The sequence below is a fragment of the Konateibacter massiliensis genome, assembly GCF_900184995.1.
GTDB lineage: Bacteria > Bacillota > Clostridia > Lachnospirales > Lachnospiraceae > Lachnotalea > Lachnotalea massiliensis.
In genome coordinates this window covers 2,091,708-2,112,205 of record NZ_LT860099.1, presented here as the reverse complement: position 1 = coordinate 2,112,205, position 20,498 = coordinate 2,091,708, and the positions used below count along the sequence as shown (strand labels likewise).

16 protein-coding genes and 2 pseudogenes are annotated in these 20,498 nt (G+C 37.3%); all 18 read left to right on the top strand.

Annotated elements, in window-relative coordinates:
* Window positions 1–786: pseudogene (locus CTY48_RS20015) on the top strand (hypothetical protein); the annotation flags it as partial.
* Between the two features lie 730 nt (window positions 787–1,516).
* Window positions 1,517–2,026, top strand: coding sequence for an exosporium glycoprotein BclB-related protein (locus CTY48_RS19910; RefSeq protein ID WP_143452731.1), 510 nt, complete (start codon window positions 1,517–1,519; stop codon window positions 2,024–2,026).
* 264 nt (window positions 2,027–2,290) lie between these two features.
* The gene (locus CTY48_RS15405) at window positions 2,291–3,997 is read left to right on the top strand and encodes a methyl-accepting chemotaxis protein (protein WP_099469346.1); all 1,707 of its coding nucleotides are present in this window, start codon (window positions 2,291–2,293) and stop codon (window positions 3,995–3,997) included.
* A gap of 176 nt (window positions 3,998–4,173) precedes the next feature.
* Window positions 4,174–4,635: a LytTR family DNA-binding domain-containing protein gene (locus tag CTY48_RS15400; RefSeq protein ID WP_099469345.1), complete on the top strand. Its 462-nt coding sequence runs from the start codon at window positions 4,174–4,176 to the stop codon at window positions 4,633–4,635.
* Window positions 4,632–5,333 (top strand): LiaF transmembrane domain-containing protein, encoded by a 702-nt coding sequence (locus CTY48_RS15395; RefSeq protein ID WP_099469344.1) that lies wholly within the window; start codon window positions 4,632–4,634, stop codon window positions 5,331–5,333. Before CTY48_RS15400 ends, CTY48_RS15395 begins: the two co-directional genes overlap by 4 nt.
* A gap of 431 nt (window positions 5,334–5,764) precedes the next feature.
* A complete protein-coding gene (locus tag CTY48_RS15390) occupies window positions 5,765–6,424 on the top strand; it encodes an amino acid ABC transporter permease (protein ID WP_099469343.1) in 660 nt (219 codons plus the stop codon).
* Window positions 6,405–7,082 carry an amino acid ABC transporter permease gene (locus CTY48_RS15385; protein WP_099469342.1) on the top strand — a complete coding sequence of 226 codons (678 nt, stop codon included), beginning with the start codon at window positions 6,405–6,407 and terminating at the stop codon, window positions 7,080–7,082. The genes CTY48_RS15390 and CTY48_RS15385 overlap by 20 nt, the downstream gene beginning before the upstream one ends.
* Before the next feature lie 13 nt (window positions 7,083–7,095).
* On the top strand, window positions 7,096–7,869 hold the full coding sequence (locus CTY48_RS15380) for an amino acid ABC transporter ATP-binding protein (RefSeq protein ID WP_099470193.1): 774 nt from the start codon (window positions 7,096–7,098) through the stop codon (window positions 7,867–7,869).
* A gap of 26 nt (window positions 7,870–7,895) precedes the next feature.
* Window positions 7,896–8,816, top strand: a complete 921-nt coding sequence (locus tag CTY48_RS15375) for a cysteine ABC transporter substrate-binding protein (protein WP_099469341.1) — start codon at window positions 7,896–7,898, stop codon at window positions 8,814–8,816.
* 479 nt (window positions 8,817–9,295) lie between these two features.
* Window positions 9,296–10,357: a Fic family protein gene (locus CTY48_RS15370; RefSeq protein WP_099469340.1), complete on the top strand. Its 1,062-nt coding sequence runs from the start codon at window positions 9,296–9,298 to the stop codon at window positions 10,355–10,357.
* A 1-nt stretch (window position 10,358) separates the two neighbouring features.
* Complete coding sequence (locus CTY48_RS15365; RefSeq protein WP_099469339.1) at window positions 10,359–11,873, top strand: class I SAM-dependent DNA methyltransferase; 1,515 nt, start codon at window positions 10,359–10,361, stop codon at window positions 11,871–11,873.
* A gap of 45 nt (window positions 11,874–11,918) precedes the next feature.
* A complete protein-coding gene (locus tag CTY48_RS15360; RefSeq protein WP_236354970.1) occupies window positions 11,919–13,013 on the top strand; it encodes a restriction endonuclease subunit S in 1,095 nt (364 codons plus the stop codon).
* Window positions 13,014–13,177: 164 nt separating this feature from the next.
* On the top strand, window positions 13,178–14,146 hold the full coding sequence (xerA, locus tag CTY48_RS15355) for a site-specific tyrosine recombinase/integron integrase (protein ID WP_099469337.1): 969 nt from the start codon (window positions 13,178–13,180) through the stop codon (window positions 14,144–14,146).
* A 48-nt stretch (window positions 14,147–14,194) separates the two neighbouring features.
* Complete coding sequence (locus CTY48_RS15350) at window positions 14,195–15,301, top strand: restriction endonuclease subunit S (protein WP_180272750.1); 1,107 nt, start codon at window positions 14,195–14,197, stop codon at window positions 15,299–15,301.
* 41 nt (window positions 15,302–15,342) lie between these two features.
* Window positions 15,343–15,839: pseudogene (locus CTY48_RS15345) on the top strand (DUF3990 domain-containing protein).
* Between the two features lie 5 nt (window positions 15,840–15,844).
* Window positions 15,845–16,270, top strand: coding sequence for a hypothetical protein (locus CTY48_RS15340; protein WP_099469335.1), 426 nt, complete (start codon window positions 15,845–15,847; stop codon window positions 16,268–16,270).
* 55 nt (window positions 16,271–16,325) lie between these two features.
* Complete coding sequence (locus CTY48_RS15335) at window positions 16,326–19,631, top strand: DEAD/DEAH box helicase family protein (RefSeq protein ID WP_099469334.1); 3,306 nt, start codon at window positions 16,326–16,328, stop codon at window positions 19,629–19,631.
* 90 nt (window positions 19,632–19,721) lie between these two features.
* Window positions 19,722–20,489 (top strand): DUF6062 family protein, encoded by a 768-nt coding sequence (locus CTY48_RS15330; RefSeq protein ID WP_099469333.1) that lies wholly within the window; start codon window positions 19,722–19,724, stop codon window positions 20,487–20,489.
* Window positions 20,490–20,498: the final 9 nt, after the last annotated feature.

The window sequence follows — 20,498 nt, the reverse complement described above, 5'->3', positions numbered from 1 at the left end:
GGTCCGGCAGGTCCACAGGGAGAAGCAGGCGAGGCAGGTCCGGCAGGTCCAGAAGGAGTGGCAGGTCCAGCGGGTCCACAGGGAGAAGCAGGTCCGGCAGGTCCGCAGGGAGAGCCAGGCGAAGCAGGCCCGGCAGGCCCAGAAGGAGCAGCAGGTCCCGCGGGTGCACAGGGAGAAGCAGGTCCAGCAGGTCCACAGGGAGAGCCAGGAGAAGCAGGACCGGCAGGCCCAGAAGGAGCAGCAGGTCCAGCGGGTCCACAGGGAGAAGCAGGTCCAGCAGGTCCACAGGGCGAACCAGGTGAATCGGGTCCAGCAGGCCCAGAAGGAGCAGCAGGTCCGGCAGGTCCGCAAGGTCCCGCGGGAGAGGTCGTTTTGGCTTATGGTTCTTTAAGAGGAGCTAGTGTAGAGACACCTGGGGCAACACTTACACCGGTACCGTTTAGTGTGAATGGACCTCTATCAGATACTATCACAGTTAGTCTGTCGGGCAATGAATTAGTGGTTGGTGAAAGTGGAATTTATCAAATAACCATATCTATTAACGCAGAAGCTACTACTGAGCCAGATACAGATCAACCGTATCTGAATGCTATTATTACTGTCAATGGTACCCCTATTTTTGGTGATACTACTACCTTTTTTAAGATATCGAATAGAAGCAGCTCAACATTTGTCGTTCAATCCCTCTTAGCATCAGGGGATGAAGTAGGCGCAAGTATTAGTACGGGTTTTCCTGCTTTAGGGTATATGAATCGCTCTTTAACGATTGTTCAATTAAGTAATTAAATGATTTTTAATATCAATAGGTTTTGTAGAAAATAAATGAAAAAAGTATAGGTCTTGGGCTGTAATTAGTCCGTGACCTATACTTTTTTCTACTGGTAGGGCACTGTAAGCCAGAAGATTCGGCAATGCTTTATAATAAAAGTATTTTGAAGAGAAGAGAAGAAATTCGAACTAATATTATATGCATTTCATATTATATATTAGAATAGTTTCTATGATATTAAAAGAAAATATTCTAAATTTATAGTTAAAGGAGCTTAAACTATGAAAGAGTATGAAAAGGAAGACAATATTGCACAGCAAAGCTGTTTTGATTTTTGTAACTCGACTGGAGGCTCATCCGGTGGGGGATCCTCTTGCTGTAGACCAGGCCCTCCGGGCCCTCCAGGACCAAGAGGTCCGCAGGGACCGACCGGTCCGATGGGACCAAGAGGTTTCCAGGGCGTAACCGGAGCAACAGGTCCGCAGGGTCCACAGGGACCGCAGGGACCTCAGGGAATACCGGGAGCACAAGGCCCTCAGGGAGAAGCAGGNAGCAGGAGAAGCAGGTCCGGCAGGTCCAGAAGGAGCAGCAGGTCCGGCAGGTCCGGCAGGCGAAGCAGGTCCAGCGGGTCCAGCGGGTCCGGCAGGAGAAGCAGGTCCGGCAGGTCCAGAAGGAGCAGCAGGTCCGGCAGGTCCAGAAGGAGCAGCAGGTCCGGCAGGTCCGCAGGGTGAACCAGGAGAACCAGGAATCGGAGCAATCATACCATTTGCATCAGGAACGCCGGCTGTTGTTACAACTGTTTTGGGCGGAGTGCTGGGAACCACTTCAGTTCTTGGCTTTGGAAGCAGCGTGACAGGAATCAGCCTAGTAGGAGGAACGATTGATACAACTACCGTCGGTAACATGGCTTTTTCTATGCCAAGGGATGGGGTGATTACTTCTATTGCAGCATATTTCAGTACAACACTAGGAGTATCATTAATTGGCTCAGATGTCACAGTAGAAGCAACCTTATACTCATCAACAACACCGGATAATGTATTTGCACCGATAGCGTTAGCTACAGTAACACTTGCACCTGCTTTTAACGGATTGATTGCTATTGGTGATATAGCAGACGGAATAACGACAGGTCTTAGTATTCCGGTTACAGCGGGTACACGCTTATTGTTAGTATTTTCAGCTAGTGTTACAGATGGTATTGACATTGCTGCCACACTTACAGGATATGCAAGTGCAGGAGTTGCAATAAGCTAGTTTTAAGTCAGTTTATATTAAAAATAACCTTAGGGGAAGTGTCTGAAAAGATACTTCCCTTAACGTTTAAAATGTTAGAATTACCACAGTTTCCTTTTTATTTTCATAAGCTGGATTGACTAAGAGATCAAAAGATATTTTTCTTTTATGATAAATTATATATAAATAATAAAAATTTCATGAATTAGGACAAATGGATTATTTAATTAAAATAATATCATGTTATAATAAAAGAAAAATTAGCGCACATAGGGAGATTAGATAATGAGCCAAGTACAAAAGAATAAAAAAAATACGCTTCAGATAGCGTCGATTAAGGCAAAAGTAATAGCGGCAATTATAAGTTCTGTTTTAATTGCAATTATTATATGTATGTTTACAGTAATACCAATCAGCAGAAATTTGGTTTCCAATACGACGAAATCTTATATGCTGAACATGGCTGCCTCCGAGAGAACTATTTTGGATAATCTGTCGGACGGTAAGGAAATAACAGCAGAACAATATGCAGACGTTCTGGGAAGTGTTAAGGTAGAGAATGCAGCAAGCTCCTACGCCTATCTGGTGGCCGCGGACGGGATTATGAAATATCACCCGACAGCGGATAAAATCGGATCGAGCGTCGAAAATGAGGTGGTAAAAGGACTTGTTGCCCAATTGCAGGGGGGAAAAATTCCTGCTGACAGCGTTATTATCTACGAGTACAAGGGTGTTATGAAATATGCTAGCTATGCAATTACCAAAAACAATGATATTTTGGTTGTAACGGCAGATGAGGATGAAATTATGAAGCCGATTAACGATATTGTGAAGACATCTGTGATAATCGCGGTTATCATCGTTATCGTTATGGGACTGTACGGCTTTGTGGTTGGCAGCTTTCTTGTAAAGCCGATTAAGCAGTTGACAGAGATCATCCATGACACCGCTGAATTTAATTTCCGCCATCGTGACAACAGCGAAAAAATGACCAAACGCCGTGATGAGACCGGAGAGATGGCAAGAGCGGTACATGACATGAGGAAAAGTCTCAGAGAGATGGTACGAAAGATTGACAGTGCGGAGGTTCGTATCAAAAGCAGTGTCAGCAGCTTACAGGATGTTATTCATGTAGTAAATCAGATGTCTGCCGATAATTCTGCTACGACAGAGGAGCTGGCAGCAGGCATGGAGGAAACGGCAGCTACAACGGAAACTATTTTTGAAAATATAAATGACATTAAAGCCGGAGCATCGGATATCAGCAAACTTTCTCAGGAGGGAGCAGGCCGTTCCGGAGAAATTATGAAGAGGGCAGGTTCTCTTCGCGATAATACTGTTGAGGCAAGCGATAAAACAAAGGAAATTTACAGTTCAGTGCGTGCTAAGTCGGATAAAGCCATAGCCGATTCAAGGGCGGTGGAAAAAATCAATGTGTTGACGAAGGCTATTATGGAGATTTCCTCGCAGACGGGCTTGCTGGCATTGAATGCAAGCATTGAGGCGGCAAGAGCGGGCGAGGCAGGAAGAGGTTTTGCGGTAGTTGCATCCGAAATCGGAAAATTAGCAGAGCAGACCTCGAAGGAGGTTTCTAATATAAACCAAGTTGTGGATGAGGTAAACTATGCCGTAGAAAATATGGCGGAATGTTTGGATGAAACGACACAATTTTTAGGTGGCGCTGTCTTGGAGGACTACGAAGGATTTATTAAGGTCGGCGAGCAGTACAATGAGGATGCTACAGTATTTAAAAATGATATGAATGATATCCACGGTGCAATGGAAGACTTGGCACTTTCTATCAATATGATTGCGGACGCTTTGTCGGGCATCAAGGATACAATCGGGGAATCCAGTCTCGGAGTGACAGATATTGCAGAGAAAACTGCGGGTATGGTAGAAAGAGCCAGCGAAACAAATAGCCTTGCGGAGGAAAGCTTTAATTGTGCAAAGGATTTGGAAGATATCGTAGGGCAATTTAAGTTGTCATAAGAAAATAAAAAGGAAAGAGCTTTTGTATAGGAAAAACTATATAAAAGCTTTTTTTACGCTTTCTTACACTCTTCATTTAAAAATCTAAACCACTTACCCTAAATATTTTACCACTCGCTCAAAAAGCATTTACAGCAGAATAATTCTTGTTATAATAGCAGTATGGAGATGAGGAAATGAAAATACGAATTGAAGTAGATGAGAATTTAACAGAAGAAGAAATCATAATCCGCTGCAAAGAGGTAAATGACAAGATTTATCAAATACAGAAGTTTGTATCGGATATTGCTTCAAAAGCGCAGCGCTTTGTCTTCTATAAGGGGGACACGGAATATTATCTGGCTTTAGAAGAAATATTGTTTTTCGAGACAGAGAGAAACGGTATTTGTGTGCACACACTAGATAATGTTTATCAGACAAAACGAAAGCTTTATGAATTGGAGGAGCTTTTGCCAGGATATTTTATGAGAATATCCAAATCAACCATATTGAATGTGAACCATATTTATTCCATTAGCCGTAATCTGACGGCGTCAAGTATTGTTCAGTTTCAGAATACACATAAGCAGGTATTTGTATCAAGATATTATTATAAGCTGTTAAAAGAAAAATTAGAAGAAAAGAGGATGAGTCTATGAACAAAGAAAAGACTTTTTGGGGATTACTTTTTATTGTGGCAGGAATTTTTATTATTGTAAATCGATTGGGATATTTTGAGGGTATCAATTTATTCAGCGTTATATTGACCGTATTTTTGGTGCCTTATATGGTACGGAGCATAAGGTATATGCATTTTTCCGGTATATTATTTCCGGCAGCATTTTTGTGCATCATCTATGATGATGTGCTTGGGATCACAAGCATTACGCCTTGGCCGGTACTGGGTGCCGCATTACTTGGAAGTATCGGACTTTCTATTATATTCCATGACAGACATCATTACAGACGTTATAAGGGCTATGTGAACGATGAGCATTTTCAGGAGATTATTGACGAAGCGGATGACAGCAGTTTTTTCTTTGAGAGTAAATTTGGCTCTACAATCAAATATGTAAATGCAGAAGATTTCAAACAAGCAGATTTAAGCTGTTCCTTTGGTGCAATGAAGGTATATTTTGACAATGCTGTGATTCGAGGCGACAATGCAGTTATTGCACTTGATGTATCCTTTGCAGGAGTGGAGTTGTTTATACCGAAGCAGTGGAATGTGGTAAACAAAGCAAACACCTCCTTCGGAGCAATCGAGGAGAAAAATAAAAATCAAAGCACGGGTGTCCCGACTGTGACATTGGTTGGAAATTCAAGCTTTGCGGGGATTACGATTATTTATGTATAGGAAATGAGAGAGAAGCAGTCGGGTAGCACACTTTGCTCTTCAAGCAATTGAATAAGATAAATAAAGTCTATGTGGCTTTCTTGCAATATTAATTTGAATATGCATGAAAGCCACATTTTGTATTCTATTATAGGGGATTGCTTCCAAATTCCTATGATAAAAACAAATATTATGCGCACGAATGCAAGTGGAAGATGTCGCTGTGTGATTGCGTTCGGCGCCACCAAGCAGCCGAGCCCCTCGTGAGTGAGGGATTAGGGAGTTATGCGGACTTGTCTGCTTTGTTCCTATTCTTTAATTTGAATTTAATTAATATAATAATATAAAAATTTTTCTTGACTTCTGGTTAAAAAAATAGTAATATCAATTTCATAGTAAGTTGATATGAATAATATGTAAGTAAGAAATAGGAAATAGAAAGAGGTAGACAAATGGATATACAGTTTATATCAAAATATCTTCCCCTGTATGTTGAGGCAGCAAGATTGACGCTGACCATTGCGGTAATCGGAATTTTACTTTCCGTCATAGTTGGATTTGTTTGTAGCTTAGTGCGTTATTATAAAATACCCATCATACATAAGATAGTGACAGCCTATATTGAACTATCAAGAAACACTCCATTATTAATCCAGTTATTCTTTTTATACTTTGGATTGCCGAAAATCGGAATTGTACTCAGCTCCGAGGCGTGTGCCATCGTAGGTTTGGTATTTCTTGGAGGAAGCTATATGGCAGAGGCATTTCGAAGCGGCTTGGAGGCAATTCCGAATATTCAAAGAGAGTCGGGACTAAGCATTGGACTGACAAAGTTCCAGGTATTTTGGCATATTATACTGCCGCAGGCAGTGACGATATCAATGCCGGCATTTAGCGCCAATGTAATATTTTTAATCAAGGAAACGTCCGTATTCAGTGCAGTGGCACTTGCAGATTTGATGTATGTAGCAAAGGATTTGATTGGTCTGTATTATAAGACGGATGAGGCTCTTTTGATGCTTGTAGTGGCTTACCTGATTATTTTATTGCCGATATCAATTATTTTTTCGTTAATAGAGAGGAAGTTGCGCTATGCAGGATTTGGGAATTAGAGTTCTTTTTGAAGGTAAAAATTTAATAAGATTGCTTGGCGGACTTGGGGTTACCCTTCAAATCTCACTCTTAAGCGTTGCACTTTCCATTATTCTTGGCATACTGCTTGGAATGGTGATGAATATGAAAAATCCCGTTACCAAAGCGGTCACAAGAGTTTATCTGGAATTTGTCCGTATTATGCCACAGCTTGTGTTATTGTTTCTTGTCTACTTCGGGCTGACAAAGGCATTCGGCATTAACCTTTCAGGCGAGGTGTCGGCGGTTATCGTGTTTACGATATGGGGAACGGCGGAAATGGGAGATTTGGTGAGAGGTGCACTGCAGTCCATTCCAAAGCATCAGTATGAAAGCGGTAAGGCAATCGGGCTGACTGATTTTCAGGTGTACCAGCACATTATTATACCGCAGACGATTCGAAGATTACTGCCGCTTGCAATCAATCTGGTAACAAGAATGATAAAGACGACCTCGTTAATTGTACTGATTGGTGTGGTCGAGATGGTAAAGGTAGGACAGCAGATTATAGAGGCAAACCGCTTAACGGTTCCTTCCGCAGCATTGTGGATATACGCATTTATCTTTTTCTTATATTTTATTGTATGTTATCCGATATCAAGGCTCTCGGTAAGGCTGGAGAAAAAATGGAAGGATTGAGGTGAAAATCGAAATGAGCCAGAAAGAAAAAATATTAGAAATCAAGCATTTAAAGAAAAACTATGATGAAACGGTTGTATTAAACGATATTAATATAGATGTCCATAGGGGAGAGGTCGTTGTGATACTAGGTCCCTCCGGCTGTGGAAAAAGCACCCTTCTTCGATGTATCAATGGGCTGGAGCAGATCCAGGAGGGCGAAATATACTTGAGCGGTGAAAAAATCAGCAATCAGGATAAAAAGATGCATCTGGTAAGACAGAAGGTCGGAATGGTATTCCAAAGCTATGATTTATTCCCTCATCTGACAATATTGGATAATATTCTACTTGGACCTGTGAAATCACAGCGCCGCGATAAAAAGGAAGTAAAGGAAGAAGCAGAAAAGCTTCTGGAGCGTGTGGGTTTGCTGGATAAAAAGAATGCATACCCAAGACAGCTATCCGGCGGACAAAAGCAGAGAGTTGCGATTGTAAGAGCGCTCTGTATGCACCCCGAGGTCATACTTTTTGATGAGATAACCGCGGCACTGGACCCGGAAATGGTTCGAGAGGTGCTGGATGTTATGTTAAAGCTTGCAAAAGAGGGAAGCACAATGGTAATTGTGACCCATGAAATGCAGTTTGCGAGAGCAATCGCAGACAGGATTATATTTTTAGACAGCAGTAAGCTGGTAGAAGAGAGCAGCCCGAAGGAGTTTTTTACAAATCCAAAAACTGACAGGGCAAGACAATTTTTAAACGTATTCGATTTTGACACCGCCAAAGACAGCGGTTCAAATATATAGTAGGAGATAGAAAAGGAGAAAATATTATGAAGAAAAAATTATTGACAGCACTATTGACACTTAGCTTAGGAGCAATCGCTTTAACAGGCTGCTCAAATTCTACACAGGATTCAGCGGCAACTTCCACAGAAGCAGCAACTACTACAGATACAGCAGAAGCAGCAGACAGCGCAGCTGCGGAAAGCACAGATGGAACAGCGAGAACACTGGATGAAATCAAAGAGAGCGGCAAAATCGTAATCGGCGTATTCAGCGACAAGAAACCATTTGGATATGTAGATTCCAACGGAGATTTTCAGGGTTATGACGTATACCTTGGAAACAGACTGGCAGAAGACCTTGGTGTAGAAGTAGAATATGTACCGGTTGAGGCTGCGAGCAGAGTAGAATACCTGGTAAGTGCAAAGGTTGATATTATTTTAGCAAACTTTACCGTGACAGAGGAACGTGCAGAGCAAGTTGATTTTGCCCTTCCGTATATGAAGGTAGCACTTGGTATTGTATCCCCTGAGAGCGCATTGATTACAGAGCCGGAGCAGTTAAACGGAAAGACATTAATCATCAGCAAGGGAACAACAGCAGAAACCTACTTCAGCGAGAATTACCCGGATGTGAAGCTTTTAAAATTTGACCAGTACAGTGAGGCATACAACGCATTGTTAGACGGACGTGGTGATGCACTTTCTACCGACAACACAGAGGTTCTTGCATGGGCACTTGAAAACGAAGGCTATGCAGTTGGTGTAGACTCCCTTGGAAGCATTGACACGATTGCACCGGCAGTTCAGAAGGGCAATACAGAGTTACTTGAGTTTATCAATGACGAGATTAAGAGTCTTGCAGAAGAGCAGTTCTTCCATGCTGCTTACGAGGAGACACTTGCACCGGTATATGGTGATGCAGCAGACCCAGACAGCTTAGTTGTTGAAGGTGGAGTTGTTGAGTAAGAGATAGAAGAATAGGTTGTAAAGTTAAGGGGTATGGCGTTTGCCATACCCCTTAAAATTACTTTTGTTCCGAAGTTGCAATCATTGAACCGACCAAAGTTCTTATTATATAGTATAAGGAAAATAATGAGACACCATGGGGGTAATCAGCGTTGATTTTATGCGCTGCTTGGTAAGATAAAAGGTACATTTTTTTATCTATAGATTCGTCCTTCATTTCGCTGCCTCATTTTTATAAATAACTGACATGAATATGTATTTTTAAAAACATTGTATCATAAATATTAAGCTCGTGAAATATCTCGCTAAGGATTTAGATTATATCTTTTAAAATTGATATAATCAAAGCAATCATCAATTTAATCATTTTATAAATAATGATTAAATTGATGATTGACAATGATATCGTTAAGTTGTAATATTTAATTAATTCAAAATCATAAAAGTGATATAATTAATATATGAATGAGGTAATTAAAATGCGAGACTACCATTATAATCAAAAGTGGAAAGATTTATTAACGCCAGATATTGTGTCATTGCTTTCCAAAATACATGAATTTAAAGGCGAGCAGACATTGTTTATAGAGTCGTATGCCGATGAATTAACAGAATTAGTCGAGATTGCGAAAATACAGAGTGTTGAAGCATCAAATAGAATTGAAGGTATTTACACATCAGATGAGCGATTGAAAAAAATTGTACAAGCTAAAACTATCCCAAAGACCAGGGACGAGTTAGAAATAGCAGGATATAGAGATGTGCTAAATACAATACATGATAGCTATGAACATATACCAATCAAACCAACAATCATATTACAGTTACATCGAGACTTGTACAAGTTTAGTGGGCTGGAGAGCGGTGGACATTACAAAAATTCAGATAATGTCATAGCAGAAACAGATAGTCAAGGAAATAAAAAGGTAAGGTTTGAACCAGTTGCTTCATGGGAAACAGCAGAAGCGATAGAACAATTATGTAAAGCATTCGATGATATTATGAATAATAATGAGTTGGTAGATCCATTAATTATTATCCCTATGTTTGTAATAGATTTTTTGTGTATCCATCCATTTAATGATGGAAACGGTCGTATAAGTCGATTGTTAACTCTTTTGCTATTATACCGTTCAGGTTATATTGTAGGAAAATATATTAGTATAGAAAAACTAGTTGAATTATCCAAAGATACTTACTATGAAGCGTTACAATCGAGTTCCTATAATTGGCATGAAAATGAGAATGATTATGCCCCATTTGTCAAATATACATTAGGAATTATTGTAAACGCTTATCGTGAATTTTCTTCAAGAGTAAGATTGCTTACAACAAGTGGTATGTCAAAACCAGACAGAGTAAGAGAAATCATAAAAGAAACAATTGGAAAAATCACCAAAACAGATATTATGAAAAAATGTCCTGATATTAGTCAGGTAACGGTACAACGAACATTAAATAATTTGGTAAAGAAAGGCGATATCATTAAGATTGGCGGGGGACGTTATACCGCTTATACATGGAATAGAGAGGACGAATAAAATGATAACTGGTGAATTAAAAAATAAAATTGATGGCTTATGGGATATATTTGCAGCAGGAGGACTCGTGAATCCTCTTGAAGTAATTGAGCAAATTACATACCTTATGTTCATTCATGATTTAGATGATTCAGATAATACAAGGGCAAAAGAAAGTGCAATGCTTGGATTACCTTATAAGAGTATATTTGCTGAAGATGTTAAAATGGGGGATAGAAATATTGCTGGAAAACAATTAAAATGGTCTGTTTTTCATGACTTTCCGGCACCTAAAATGTATTCGATTATGCAGGAATGGGTATTTCCTTTTATAAAAACGTTGCATAATGATAAAAATAGTGCGTATTCAAAATATATGGATGATGCAATCTTTAAATTGCCAACACCTTTAGTGTTATCAAAAGTTGTGGACTCCTTAGACGAGATATATAAGCTTATGGTAGAAACAAAAAAAGAAACGGATAAGACAGAGATTGATATTCGTGGAGATGTATATGAATATTTACTTTCAAAAATTTCCCAATCAGGGAGGAATGGACAGTTTAGAACTCCAAGGCATATTATTCGCATGATGGTAGAACTAATGCAACCACAGGCCGATGATGTGATTTGCGATCCTGCTTGTGGAACATCTGGATTTCTTGTAACAGCAAGTGAATATTTAAAAGAAAAACATAAGGAAGAAATCTTCTTTCACAAACAGAAAAAAGATCATTATATGAACCACATGTTTTTTGGATATGACATGGACAGAACAATGCTTCGAATTGGAGCGATGAATATGATGACACATGGAGTAGAAAGTCCATTTATTGAATACAAAGATAGTTTATCGGAGCAGAATCAGGACAAAGATAAGTTTTCATTAATTCTTGCAAATCCTCCATTTAAAGGGACATTAGATGCGGATTCTGTATCACCTGATTTATTAAAAGTGTGCAAGACAAAGAAAACAGAATTATTGTTTCTTACCCTCTTTGTGAGAATGTTAAAAATTGGAGGAAGATGTGCTTGTATTGTGCCTGACGGAGTATTATTTGGTTCCTCTACTGCACATAAAGCAATTAGAAAAGAAGTAGTAGAAAATCAGAGACTAGAAGCAATTATTTCAATGCCTTCAGGAGTATTTAAACCTTATGCAGGGGTGTCCACTGGAATATTAATATTTACGAAAACAGGGCATGGCGGTACGGATCATGTATGGTTCTATGACATGACAGCCGATGGATTTAGTTTGGATGATAAAAGAACACAGGTACGGGAGAATGATATACCAGATATTATTAAGAGATTCCACAACAAAAAAGAGGAAGAAAATAGAGCAAGAACAGAAAAATCTTTTCTCGTATTAAAGCAGGAAATCGTTGATAATGAATATGATCTTTCCATAAACAAGTACAAGCAAGTGGAGTATGAAAAAATAGAATATCCTCCAACAGCAGAGATTATGGATAAGATTTTAGAATTAGATGCACAGATAGCAAGAGAGTTAGCTGAATTAAAGGCAATGTTGTAAGTATGGAAGAAAGGGAAAGACAATTTAGATTTGTAGGGGATGAATATGGAGATGACATTTGAAGAAATTTTAGATATAAAGAATGGAAAAAATCAAAAGGCTGTTGAAAATTCAGATGGAATATATCCGATTTATGGTAGCGGTGGAATAATGGGATATGCTGATCAATATATTTGTGAAGCAAATACAGTGATTATTGGTAGAAAAGGAAGTATAAATAATCCGATATATGTTGAGATGCCATTTTGGAACGTTGATACAGCGTTTGGACTTGTTGCTAAACCTGAAAAACTTATCCCTAAATACCTATATTATTTTTGTAAATACTTTAATTTTGAAAAATTGAATACAACGGTTACAATACCGAGTTTAACAAAGGCTAATTTACTAAAGGTTAAGATGAAAGTTCCGGAACTGAATCAGCAAAGAAAAGAAGTTGAAGTCCTAGATAAAGTGAATCATGTTATCGAGAAAAGAAGAAAACAGTTGAAGTGTTTTGACAACCTCATCAAATCCCGATTTGTTGAGATGTTTGGGACGCTTAATGATAACGCTAAGGGATTTGATATAGTATCCACTGAAGATGTATGTTCATTAATAAAAGACGGTACTCATCAGACGCCAGAATATACGGATGATACGGTTAATGGGTTTCAATTTTTATCATCAAAGGATGTAATGTCACAGAAGATAGATTGGACGAATATAAAGTATATACCTGCTGTATTACACGATAAACTATATACGACAATAAAACCTCAAAAAAATGATATTTTAATGTCAAAAAATGGGGTAAATTACGGGGTTGCGGCTATAAACGATACAGATGAGGTTTTTGATATATATGTTAGTCTAGCGCTACTAAGACCTACCGAAGTAATCCATCCAATTTATTTTAGGTGTGCTATAAATAATCCAGATACTAAGCGGCAATTCAATGGAAGTATAAAAGGTATTGGTGTTCCAAATCTGCACTTAGGTGAAATAAAGAAAACAAAGATATTGTTACCACCATTGAAACTTCAAAATGAGTTTGCAGACTTCGTCCAAACCACCGACAAATTGAAATCTGAAGTTCAGAAATCACTTAATGAGTCACAACTTTTATTTGATTCCTTAATGCAAAAGTATTTTTCATAAATCATAAGTAGAGAAAAATAAGTCTGTCGAAATTTTTGACAAAAGTGCAACTGGGGCATTTTGACTGCCAAATGCTACAATAATGTAATCTTGGTCAGTGTAGTTAGGAATTGCATTAAACATTAAATAATTGATATACTTCTTATAAAAAGGAGTATATCAATATGCAAAACAAGATTTATAATATATTAAATGATATGGCTGATTGCCTGAATATTACCCAAATGAAACGTTTACAAGAGGTTTTGATAAAACGTTTGGATGAAAATGATGAAGAAATAGAATGCATTGATAATCATGAATATATGGAGATATTTCTGGCTGCAAAACGTATTGAAGGATGTTCAGATAGAACAATAGCTTATTACAAATCTACAATTTCAAGTATGTTGGATTCAATCAAAATGCCGGTGAGAAAAATGACGACAGAAATTATTAGAGAATATTTAACGGAATACCACTCAAAAGGCAATTGTGGCAAGGTTACAATAGACAATATCAGAAGGAATTTATCAAGTTTTTTTTCATGGTTAGAAGAAGAGGACCATATTATTAAAAGTCCGATTCGACGGATTCATAAAGTAAAAACAGGAACAACCGTTAAAGAAGTAATTTCTGATGAGAGTATTGAAATTATGAGAGATAGTTGTGAAACAAAAAGAGATTTAGCAATGATAGATTTATTGTTTTCTACGGGAATGCGTGTCGGTGAGCTGGTAAATTTGGATATTTCAGATATAAATTTTCAGGAAAGAGAATGTATTGTGTATGGAAAAGGGGATAAAGAGAGAAAAGTTTATTTTGATGCAAGGACCAAACTACATATACAAAATTATCTAAGGGAGAGGAAAGATAATAATGAGGCGTTATTTGTCTCGTTGAATGCTCCTTATGAAAGGCTTAAAATAAGTGGTGTAGAGATTAGACTTCGAGAACTTGGAAGAAAATTGAAGATAGATAGAGTGCATCCACATAAATTCAGACGTACAATGGCAACACGAGCAATTGATAAAGGGATGCCGATTGAACAAGTACAACGATTATTAGGACATCAACAGATTGATACGACGATGAAATATGCAATGGTAAATCAAAACAATGTAAAAAACTCACATAGAAAATTCATATCGTAAGGTAACTGAATTTACATCTGCTTGCAATTTAGATTTGTAGGGATGATTATGATATATGATAGAGTAGAATTACAATCGATTTGTAATATAAATATGGGACAGTCTCCAGATTCTGGTAGTTACAACCAGGAAAATGATGGGATACCATTTTTTCAAGGTAATGCAGATTTTGGTGATATGTATCCTGTTACAAGAATGTGGTGTAGCAAACCTATAAAAATAGCTAATGAAGGAGATTTGTTGTTATCAGTCAGAGCTCCTATAGGTGCATTAAACTTTGCCACAGAGGAATGCTGTATTGGACGAGGTCTTGCAGCTATTTCACCAGTAAATGAAAAGATAAATATTAAATATATTTATTATGCCTTAAAAAGTATGAAGCAAGAGTTGGATAATAAAGGAACTGGAAGTACTTTTAAAGCAATTAATAAAGGGTCGCTTTCAGAAGTTAAGATTCCCAATATAGATATATCAGAACAGAATAATTGTGTAGAAAAACTTGATAGAGTAGGCAAAGTTACTAAGCATAGAAAAAAGCAGTTACATGAATTGGATGACCTCATCAAATCCCGATTTGTTGAGATGTTTGGGGATCCAGTGCTTAATGAAATGGGGTGGGCATTACCATTAATTGAAGATGTTGTGGCAAAAGATAAGAATGCATTAAAGGCTGGTCCATTTGGTTCGGCATTAAAAAAAGAATTCTATGTTGAGTCAGGATTTAAAATATATGGACAAGAACAAGTTATAAGTGGTGATTCGACATTTGGAAATTATTATATTGATAGAGATAGATATAAATCATTAGAGAATTGTGCGGTTCAAGCGGGAGATGTACTAATAAGTTTAGTGGGAACCTATGGAAAACTATTGATATTACCAGAGGAATTCGAAGCAGGAATTATCAATCCTCGGTTAATGAAAATAACTTTTGATAAGGAAAAAGTTAATCCATTCTATTTCCAGCATTATTTTCAATCAGACTCATTAAAAAGAGCTCTTGCTGAAAATACACATGGTGGGACAATGGATATTCTGAATTTAGGAATAGTTCGTAAATTAGCAATGCCTTTACCACCATTGAAACTTCAAAATGAGTTTGCAGACTTCGTCCAAGCCACCGACAAATTGAAATCTGAAGTTGAAATTTCATAAGAGAGAATGTATCATTTATTGGGAAAGACAATATTAGGGAAATGAGGAAAGAATACATGTCAAAAATGGTAGTATATCAAGGTAGTTATACTGTAGTAAAAGAGCCATATATTAAAGAGGGACAATACACCAAAGATTTCGGAAATGGATTTTATTGCACCCTTATGAAAGAACAAGCCGAGAGGTGGCCAAAAGATACAATACCCCAATGGTAAATATATATGAAGTACAAATAGACAGTTCGCTAAAAATATTAGAATTTAAAGAAACGTCAGAGGAATGGCTTGACTTTATTGTGGAGTGTAGACATGGAAAAGAATATAATTACGATATTGTTATAGGGGCAATGGCAAATGATCAGATTTATAATTTTATTTCAGACTATATGGATGAAATTATCTCAAGAGAACAATTTTGGGTAATGGCAAAGTTTAAATATCCAACACATCAGATTAATTTCTGTACAGAAGAAGGCATCAAATGCTTAAAATATCGAGACTGTCGGGAGGTATCAGATAATCGGAAGATAAGAAAGTAAATGATTTGTTTTTTGTATGCAGTATAATTGATTATATAGCTAGAAAGACTAAAAATAAAAGAAATCTTGTAGTGCAAAAACTCGGTAAAGAAAAAATTGAAAAAATATATGATTTAGCAGATATTTACCATAGCTACAATATAGAACAGGTTGCCAAAGAGTTTATTGATGAGACAGGAATTTCATATGAAACATTTGATAATGTAAAGGAATGTAATTATGCTATTCCGACACATTGGGACATAGGAAAGGTATACAAACGCTTAATCATAGGGGTTGCAGAAACCAAAAACATAGCAGTTATGGAAGCTCTATTTGAAGTATATAATTCCTTTATTTGTGAATTGATAGATGATTATAATGGTAGTTTTTATTATGAAAACCCGCAGTTTATATTGGATACTTATATATCAGGGAAGATAGAAGATTAAATACTAAGCCTGATTTGAAGTTCAGAAATCACTTAATACAAAAGGGGAGGTACAGATGACAAACTTTGATTATTTAAAACAAGAACCAAAATTTAATAGTTTTGCAGATGTGGCAATTGTAGCTGAGAAAGTCATCCAAATAGATGCGGAGTCTTGTATCATTAATTGCCGTCGGGCTATGGAATTTGCAATTAAATGGATGTATTCTGTGGACAAGTCCCTAGAAATGCCATATCAAGATACTTTAGCCAGTCTGATGAGTACAGAAGACTTTCATGACTTGGTAGATGGTGATTTGTGGAAACGAATGGATTTGATTCGCAGAATTGGAAATCGTGCCGCACATAATGGAAGAAAAATAACAAAAGATGAAGCGGTGCTTTGCCTGCAAAATCTTTATATCTTCTTAGATTATGTGGCTTATTGTTATGCGGATGATTACACAGAGAAAGCCTTTAATTTAGAACTCTTAGAAAATAATAAAGTGGATGTTGCTACAGAACCAGTTGCTACAGATATAGATTTGAAAATCTTAATTGCCGAGAATAAGGCATTAAAAGAGCAGCTTACACAAAGACGAGAAGAACAGCAGCAGACTTATGTTCCAAAACCTTTAGATTTATCTGAATATAAAACTCGTAAAATTTACATTGATTCTATGTTAAAAGATGCAGGATGGACGGAAGGAAAAGACTGGATTAATGAAGTAGCATTGTCAGGTATGCCAAACAAATCAGAGGTGGGATTTGCGGATTATGTATTATACGATGATGCACATAGGCCACTGGCGGTAATTGAAGCAAAACGAACCTGTGTAGATGTGGTAAAAGGGCGACAGCAGGCAAAGCTATATGCAGATTTACTCGAAAAACAATATCACAGAAGACCGGTAGTGTTTTTAACTAATGGATTTGAAACAAGAATGATAGATAACCAGCATCCGGAGAGAAAAGTAGCTGTTATTTATTCCAAACGTGATTTAGAGAAGCTTTTTAATCTTCAGACTATGCGTACAAGCCTTAAGAACATTATGGTCGATAAGGATATTGCAGGGCGATATTATCAGGAGGGTGCGATTAAAGCCGTATGTGACCAGTTTGACGATAAAAATCGTAGAAAAGCGTTGCTGGTGATGGCTACGGGTTCCGGTAAAACAAGAACTATAATTGCATTGTGTAAAGTACTATTGGATGCAGGCTGGATTAAAAATATTTTATTTTTAGCTGATAGAAATTCCCTTGTGACACAGGCAAAAAGAAATTTTGTAAATCTGATGCCCGATTTATCCGTAACAAATCTTTGTGAAGAGAAAGATAATTACAATGCTCATTGTGTATTTTCAACCTATCAAACGATGATGAATTGTATCGATGAAATAAAAGGCGATGATGGAAAACTTTTCACATGTGGTCATTTTGATCTGTTGGTTTGTGATGAAGCGCATCGTTCCATCTACAATAAATATAAGGATATTTTTACTTATTTTGACGCACCTTTGGTGGGTCTTACTGCTACGCCTAAAGAAGATATCGATAAGAATACGTATCAGATATTTGAATTGGAAAAGGGGGTGCCAACCTACGGATATGAGTTAGCACAGGCAGTTAAGGACGGGTATCTGGTAGATTTTTTATCGGTCGAAACAAAGATGAAATTTATTGATCAGGGAATTGTGTATGATGAATTATCAGAAGAAGATAAGGAAGAATATGAGGAAACCTTTGAAGATGAAAACGGAGAATTACCTGAGAGAATTAATTCAGCTGCTCTAAATACTTGGATATTTAATGAAGATACGATAAAGCAAGTGTTGCATATTTTGATGACAGATGGAAATAAAATTAATTATGGAGAAACGCTTGGAAAAACGATTATTTTTGCAAAGAATCATGAACATGCAGAAAAAATTCTTGATGTATTTAATAAAGAATATCCGAACCTGTCTAAAAATGGGCAATCCTTTGCAAAAGTAATTGACAACTACATGACTTATGCGCAAAGTGCGATAGATGAATTTTCTGATCCGAAAAAAATGCCTCAGATAGCTATTTCTGTGGATATGCTGGATACAGGAATTGATGTTCCGGAAGTTTTAAATTTAGTCTTTTTTAAAAAGGTTATGAGCAAGGCAAAATTCTGGCAGATGATAGGGCGAGGAACGCGTTTATGTCCAGGTTTATTAGATGGAGAAGATAAAAATAAATTTTATATTTTTGACTTCTGTGGAAATTTTGAATTTTTTAGAGTTAGTAATGGAAAACCAACTGCAAATATGATGGCACTACAAGGTGCAATATTTAACTTGGAATTTCAAATTGCATACAAACTGCAGGACATAAATTATCAAACAGATAGATTAATTGCTTACCGTAAGAATTTAGTAAAATTAATGTCCGAAAAGGTATTGGAACTAAATAGAGAAAATTTTGCAGTAAAACAGCATTTAAAATATGTAGATTTATATTCAAATGAAAGTAATTATAATACATTAACCTATGAAGATTCATTGTTAGTAAGAGAAGAAGTGGCACCTCTTATTTTACCAGATTCAGATGAGGCAAGTGCTGTTCGATTTGATGCACTAATGTATGGAATTGAACTTGCCTACTTGGCAGGAAAGAAATATTCTAAGGCAAGAAGTGACTTAATGAAGCGGGTAAGTGCGATTTCTAGCGTGGCGAACATACCTGAAATACAAATTCAGTCAGAATTGATTCATCAGATTCTTCATACGGATTACATAGAACGTGCAGGAATTAATGAATTTGAACATGTAAGAGAAAAATTGAGAAATCTTATGAAGTATATTCCAAAGAGTGGAATAATAAAATATACGACACATTTTGCGGATGATATATTATCGCAAGAATGGAAGGAAGCTGAATTAGAAAGTGATGAATTGAAGAATTATAAAGCGAAAGCAGAATTTTACGTGCGTCAACATCAGGATAATATTGTAATTGCTAAGCTAAAGACCAATAAACCACTTTCATCGCAAGATATTGCCTCACTTGAGAAAATATTGTGGAAAGAAGTTGGAACAAGAGATGATTATGAGCAGGAATATGGACAAAAACCGCTAGGTGAATTTGTAAGAGAAATTGTAGGACTTGATATGAAGGCTGCAAAAGAAGCATTTTCTGAGTTCCTATTGGAAATGAATCTTGATTCTACACAAATTTACTTTGTGAACCAAATTGTTGAGTATATTGTTCATAATGGAATGATGAAAGATTTTTCGGTACTACAGGAATCTCCGTTTACAGATAGAGGAAGCGTAGTAGAAATATTTACAGATATGAATGTATGGCTGGGAATACGGAAGGTTATTGAAGAGATAAATGCAAATGCAGTGGCGTAAAATGCAGAAAAAATATACCGAGACTAGCCAGTACGTTAATGGTTTGTTATAATAGTTATATTGTAAAACTAGAAAAGGCTGGAATCTTAGATGAAAGAAAAATTATATACCATACCTCTTATGGAAGCATTTAGGGCAGAAACAGAATGTCCTTTCTGCTATATAGAAAGACAGTTAGAACAGGGAGCCTTGGACTTTACGCTGGGCTCCTCTTCTTCGTATATGGAGAGTGATATCAGAGAGCAGACTGACGAGATGGGTTTTTGCAGGGATCATTTTAAGAAGATGTACCATTACGGCAACTCCCTCGGAAATGCTCTGATCATAAAGACGCATTTTAGAAAGCAGAGTCAGGAGCTTCAAAAGCAGCTTGAAGGGTATACGGCAGGGAAATCCTCCCTATTTTCCAAATTAAAAAAGGATAAAGAGAATGCAGGTACGGATAAAATTGCTTCATGGATAGCAGAGAAGGAGAAGACTTGCTTTGTCTGTGATTATATCAACAACACCTATGAAAGATATTTGGATACCTTTTTTCATCTGTTTAAAAGCACACCGGAGTTTAAGGAGCTGATAAAGGATTCGAAAGGTTTTTGCATGCATCATTTTGGGGAAGTGACGGGACTTGCCTCCGAAAAGTTAAAGGACAAGGAGTTGGAAGAGTATACAAATCTTGTATTTCCGCTTATGCTTCAGAATATGAAGCGGCTGGAGGAGGATATTTCATGGCTTGTGGATAAATATGATTACCGGAATGCCGACGCTGACTGGAAAAATTCAAAAGACGCGCTTCAGAGGGGAATGCAGAAGCTAAAGGGCGGTTTTCCGGCAGACAGTGACTATCAGGGAAATCGTTAGGCTTGGAGG

Bases quoted from the DNA above. Each gene is read 5' to 3' on its own strand.
- CTY48_RS15405 (WP_099469346.1), top strand. From the start codon at position 2,291: ATGAGCCAAGTACAAAAGAATAAAAAAAATACGCTTCAGATAGCGTCG.
- CTY48_RS15400 (WP_099469345.1), top strand. From the start codon at position 4,174: ATGAAAATACGAATTGAAGTAGATGAGAATTTAACAGAAGAAGAAATC.
- CTY48_RS15395 (WP_099469344.1), top strand. From the start codon at position 4,632: ATGAACAAAGAAAAGACTTTTTGGGGATTACTTTTTATTGTGGCAGGA.
- CTY48_RS15390 (WP_099469343.1), top strand. From the start codon at position 5,765: ATGGATATACAGTTTATATCAAAATATCTTCCCCTGTATGTTGAGGCA.
- CTY48_RS15385 (WP_099469342.1), top strand. From the start codon at position 6,405: ATGCAGGATTTGGGAATTAGAGTTCTTTTTGAAGGTAAAAATTTAATA.
- CTY48_RS15380 (WP_099470193.1), top strand. From the start codon at position 7,096: ATGAGCCAGAAAGAAAAAATATTAGAAATCAAGCATTTAAAGAAAAAC.
- CTY48_RS15375 (WP_099469341.1), top strand. From the start codon at position 7,896: ATGAAGAAAAAATTATTGACAGCACTATTGACACTTAGCTTAGGAGCA.
- CTY48_RS15370 (WP_099469340.1), top strand. From the start codon at position 9,296: ATGCGAGACTACCATTATAATCAAAAGTGGAAAGATTTATTAACGCCA.
- CTY48_RS15365 (WP_099469339.1), top strand. From the start codon at position 10,359: ATGATAACTGGTGAATTAAAAAATAAAATTGATGGCTTATGGGATATA.
- CTY48_RS15360 (WP_236354970.1), top strand. From the start codon at position 11,919: ATGGAGATGACATTTGAAGAAATTTTAGATATAAAGAATGGAAAAAAT.
- xerA (WP_099469337.1), top strand. From the start codon at position 13,178: ATGCAAAACAAGATTTATAATATATTAAATGATATGGCTGATTGCCTG.
- CTY48_RS15350 (WP_180272750.1), top strand. From the start codon at position 14,195: ATGATATATGATAGAGTAGAATTACAATCGATTTGTAATATAAATATG.
- CTY48_RS15335 (WP_099469334.1), top strand. From the start codon at position 16,326: ATGACAAACTTTGATTATTTAAAACAAGAACCAAAATTTAATAGTTTT.
- CTY48_RS15330 (WP_099469333.1), top strand. From the start codon at position 19,722: ATGAAAGAAAAATTATATACCATACCTCTTATGGAAGCATTTAGGGCA.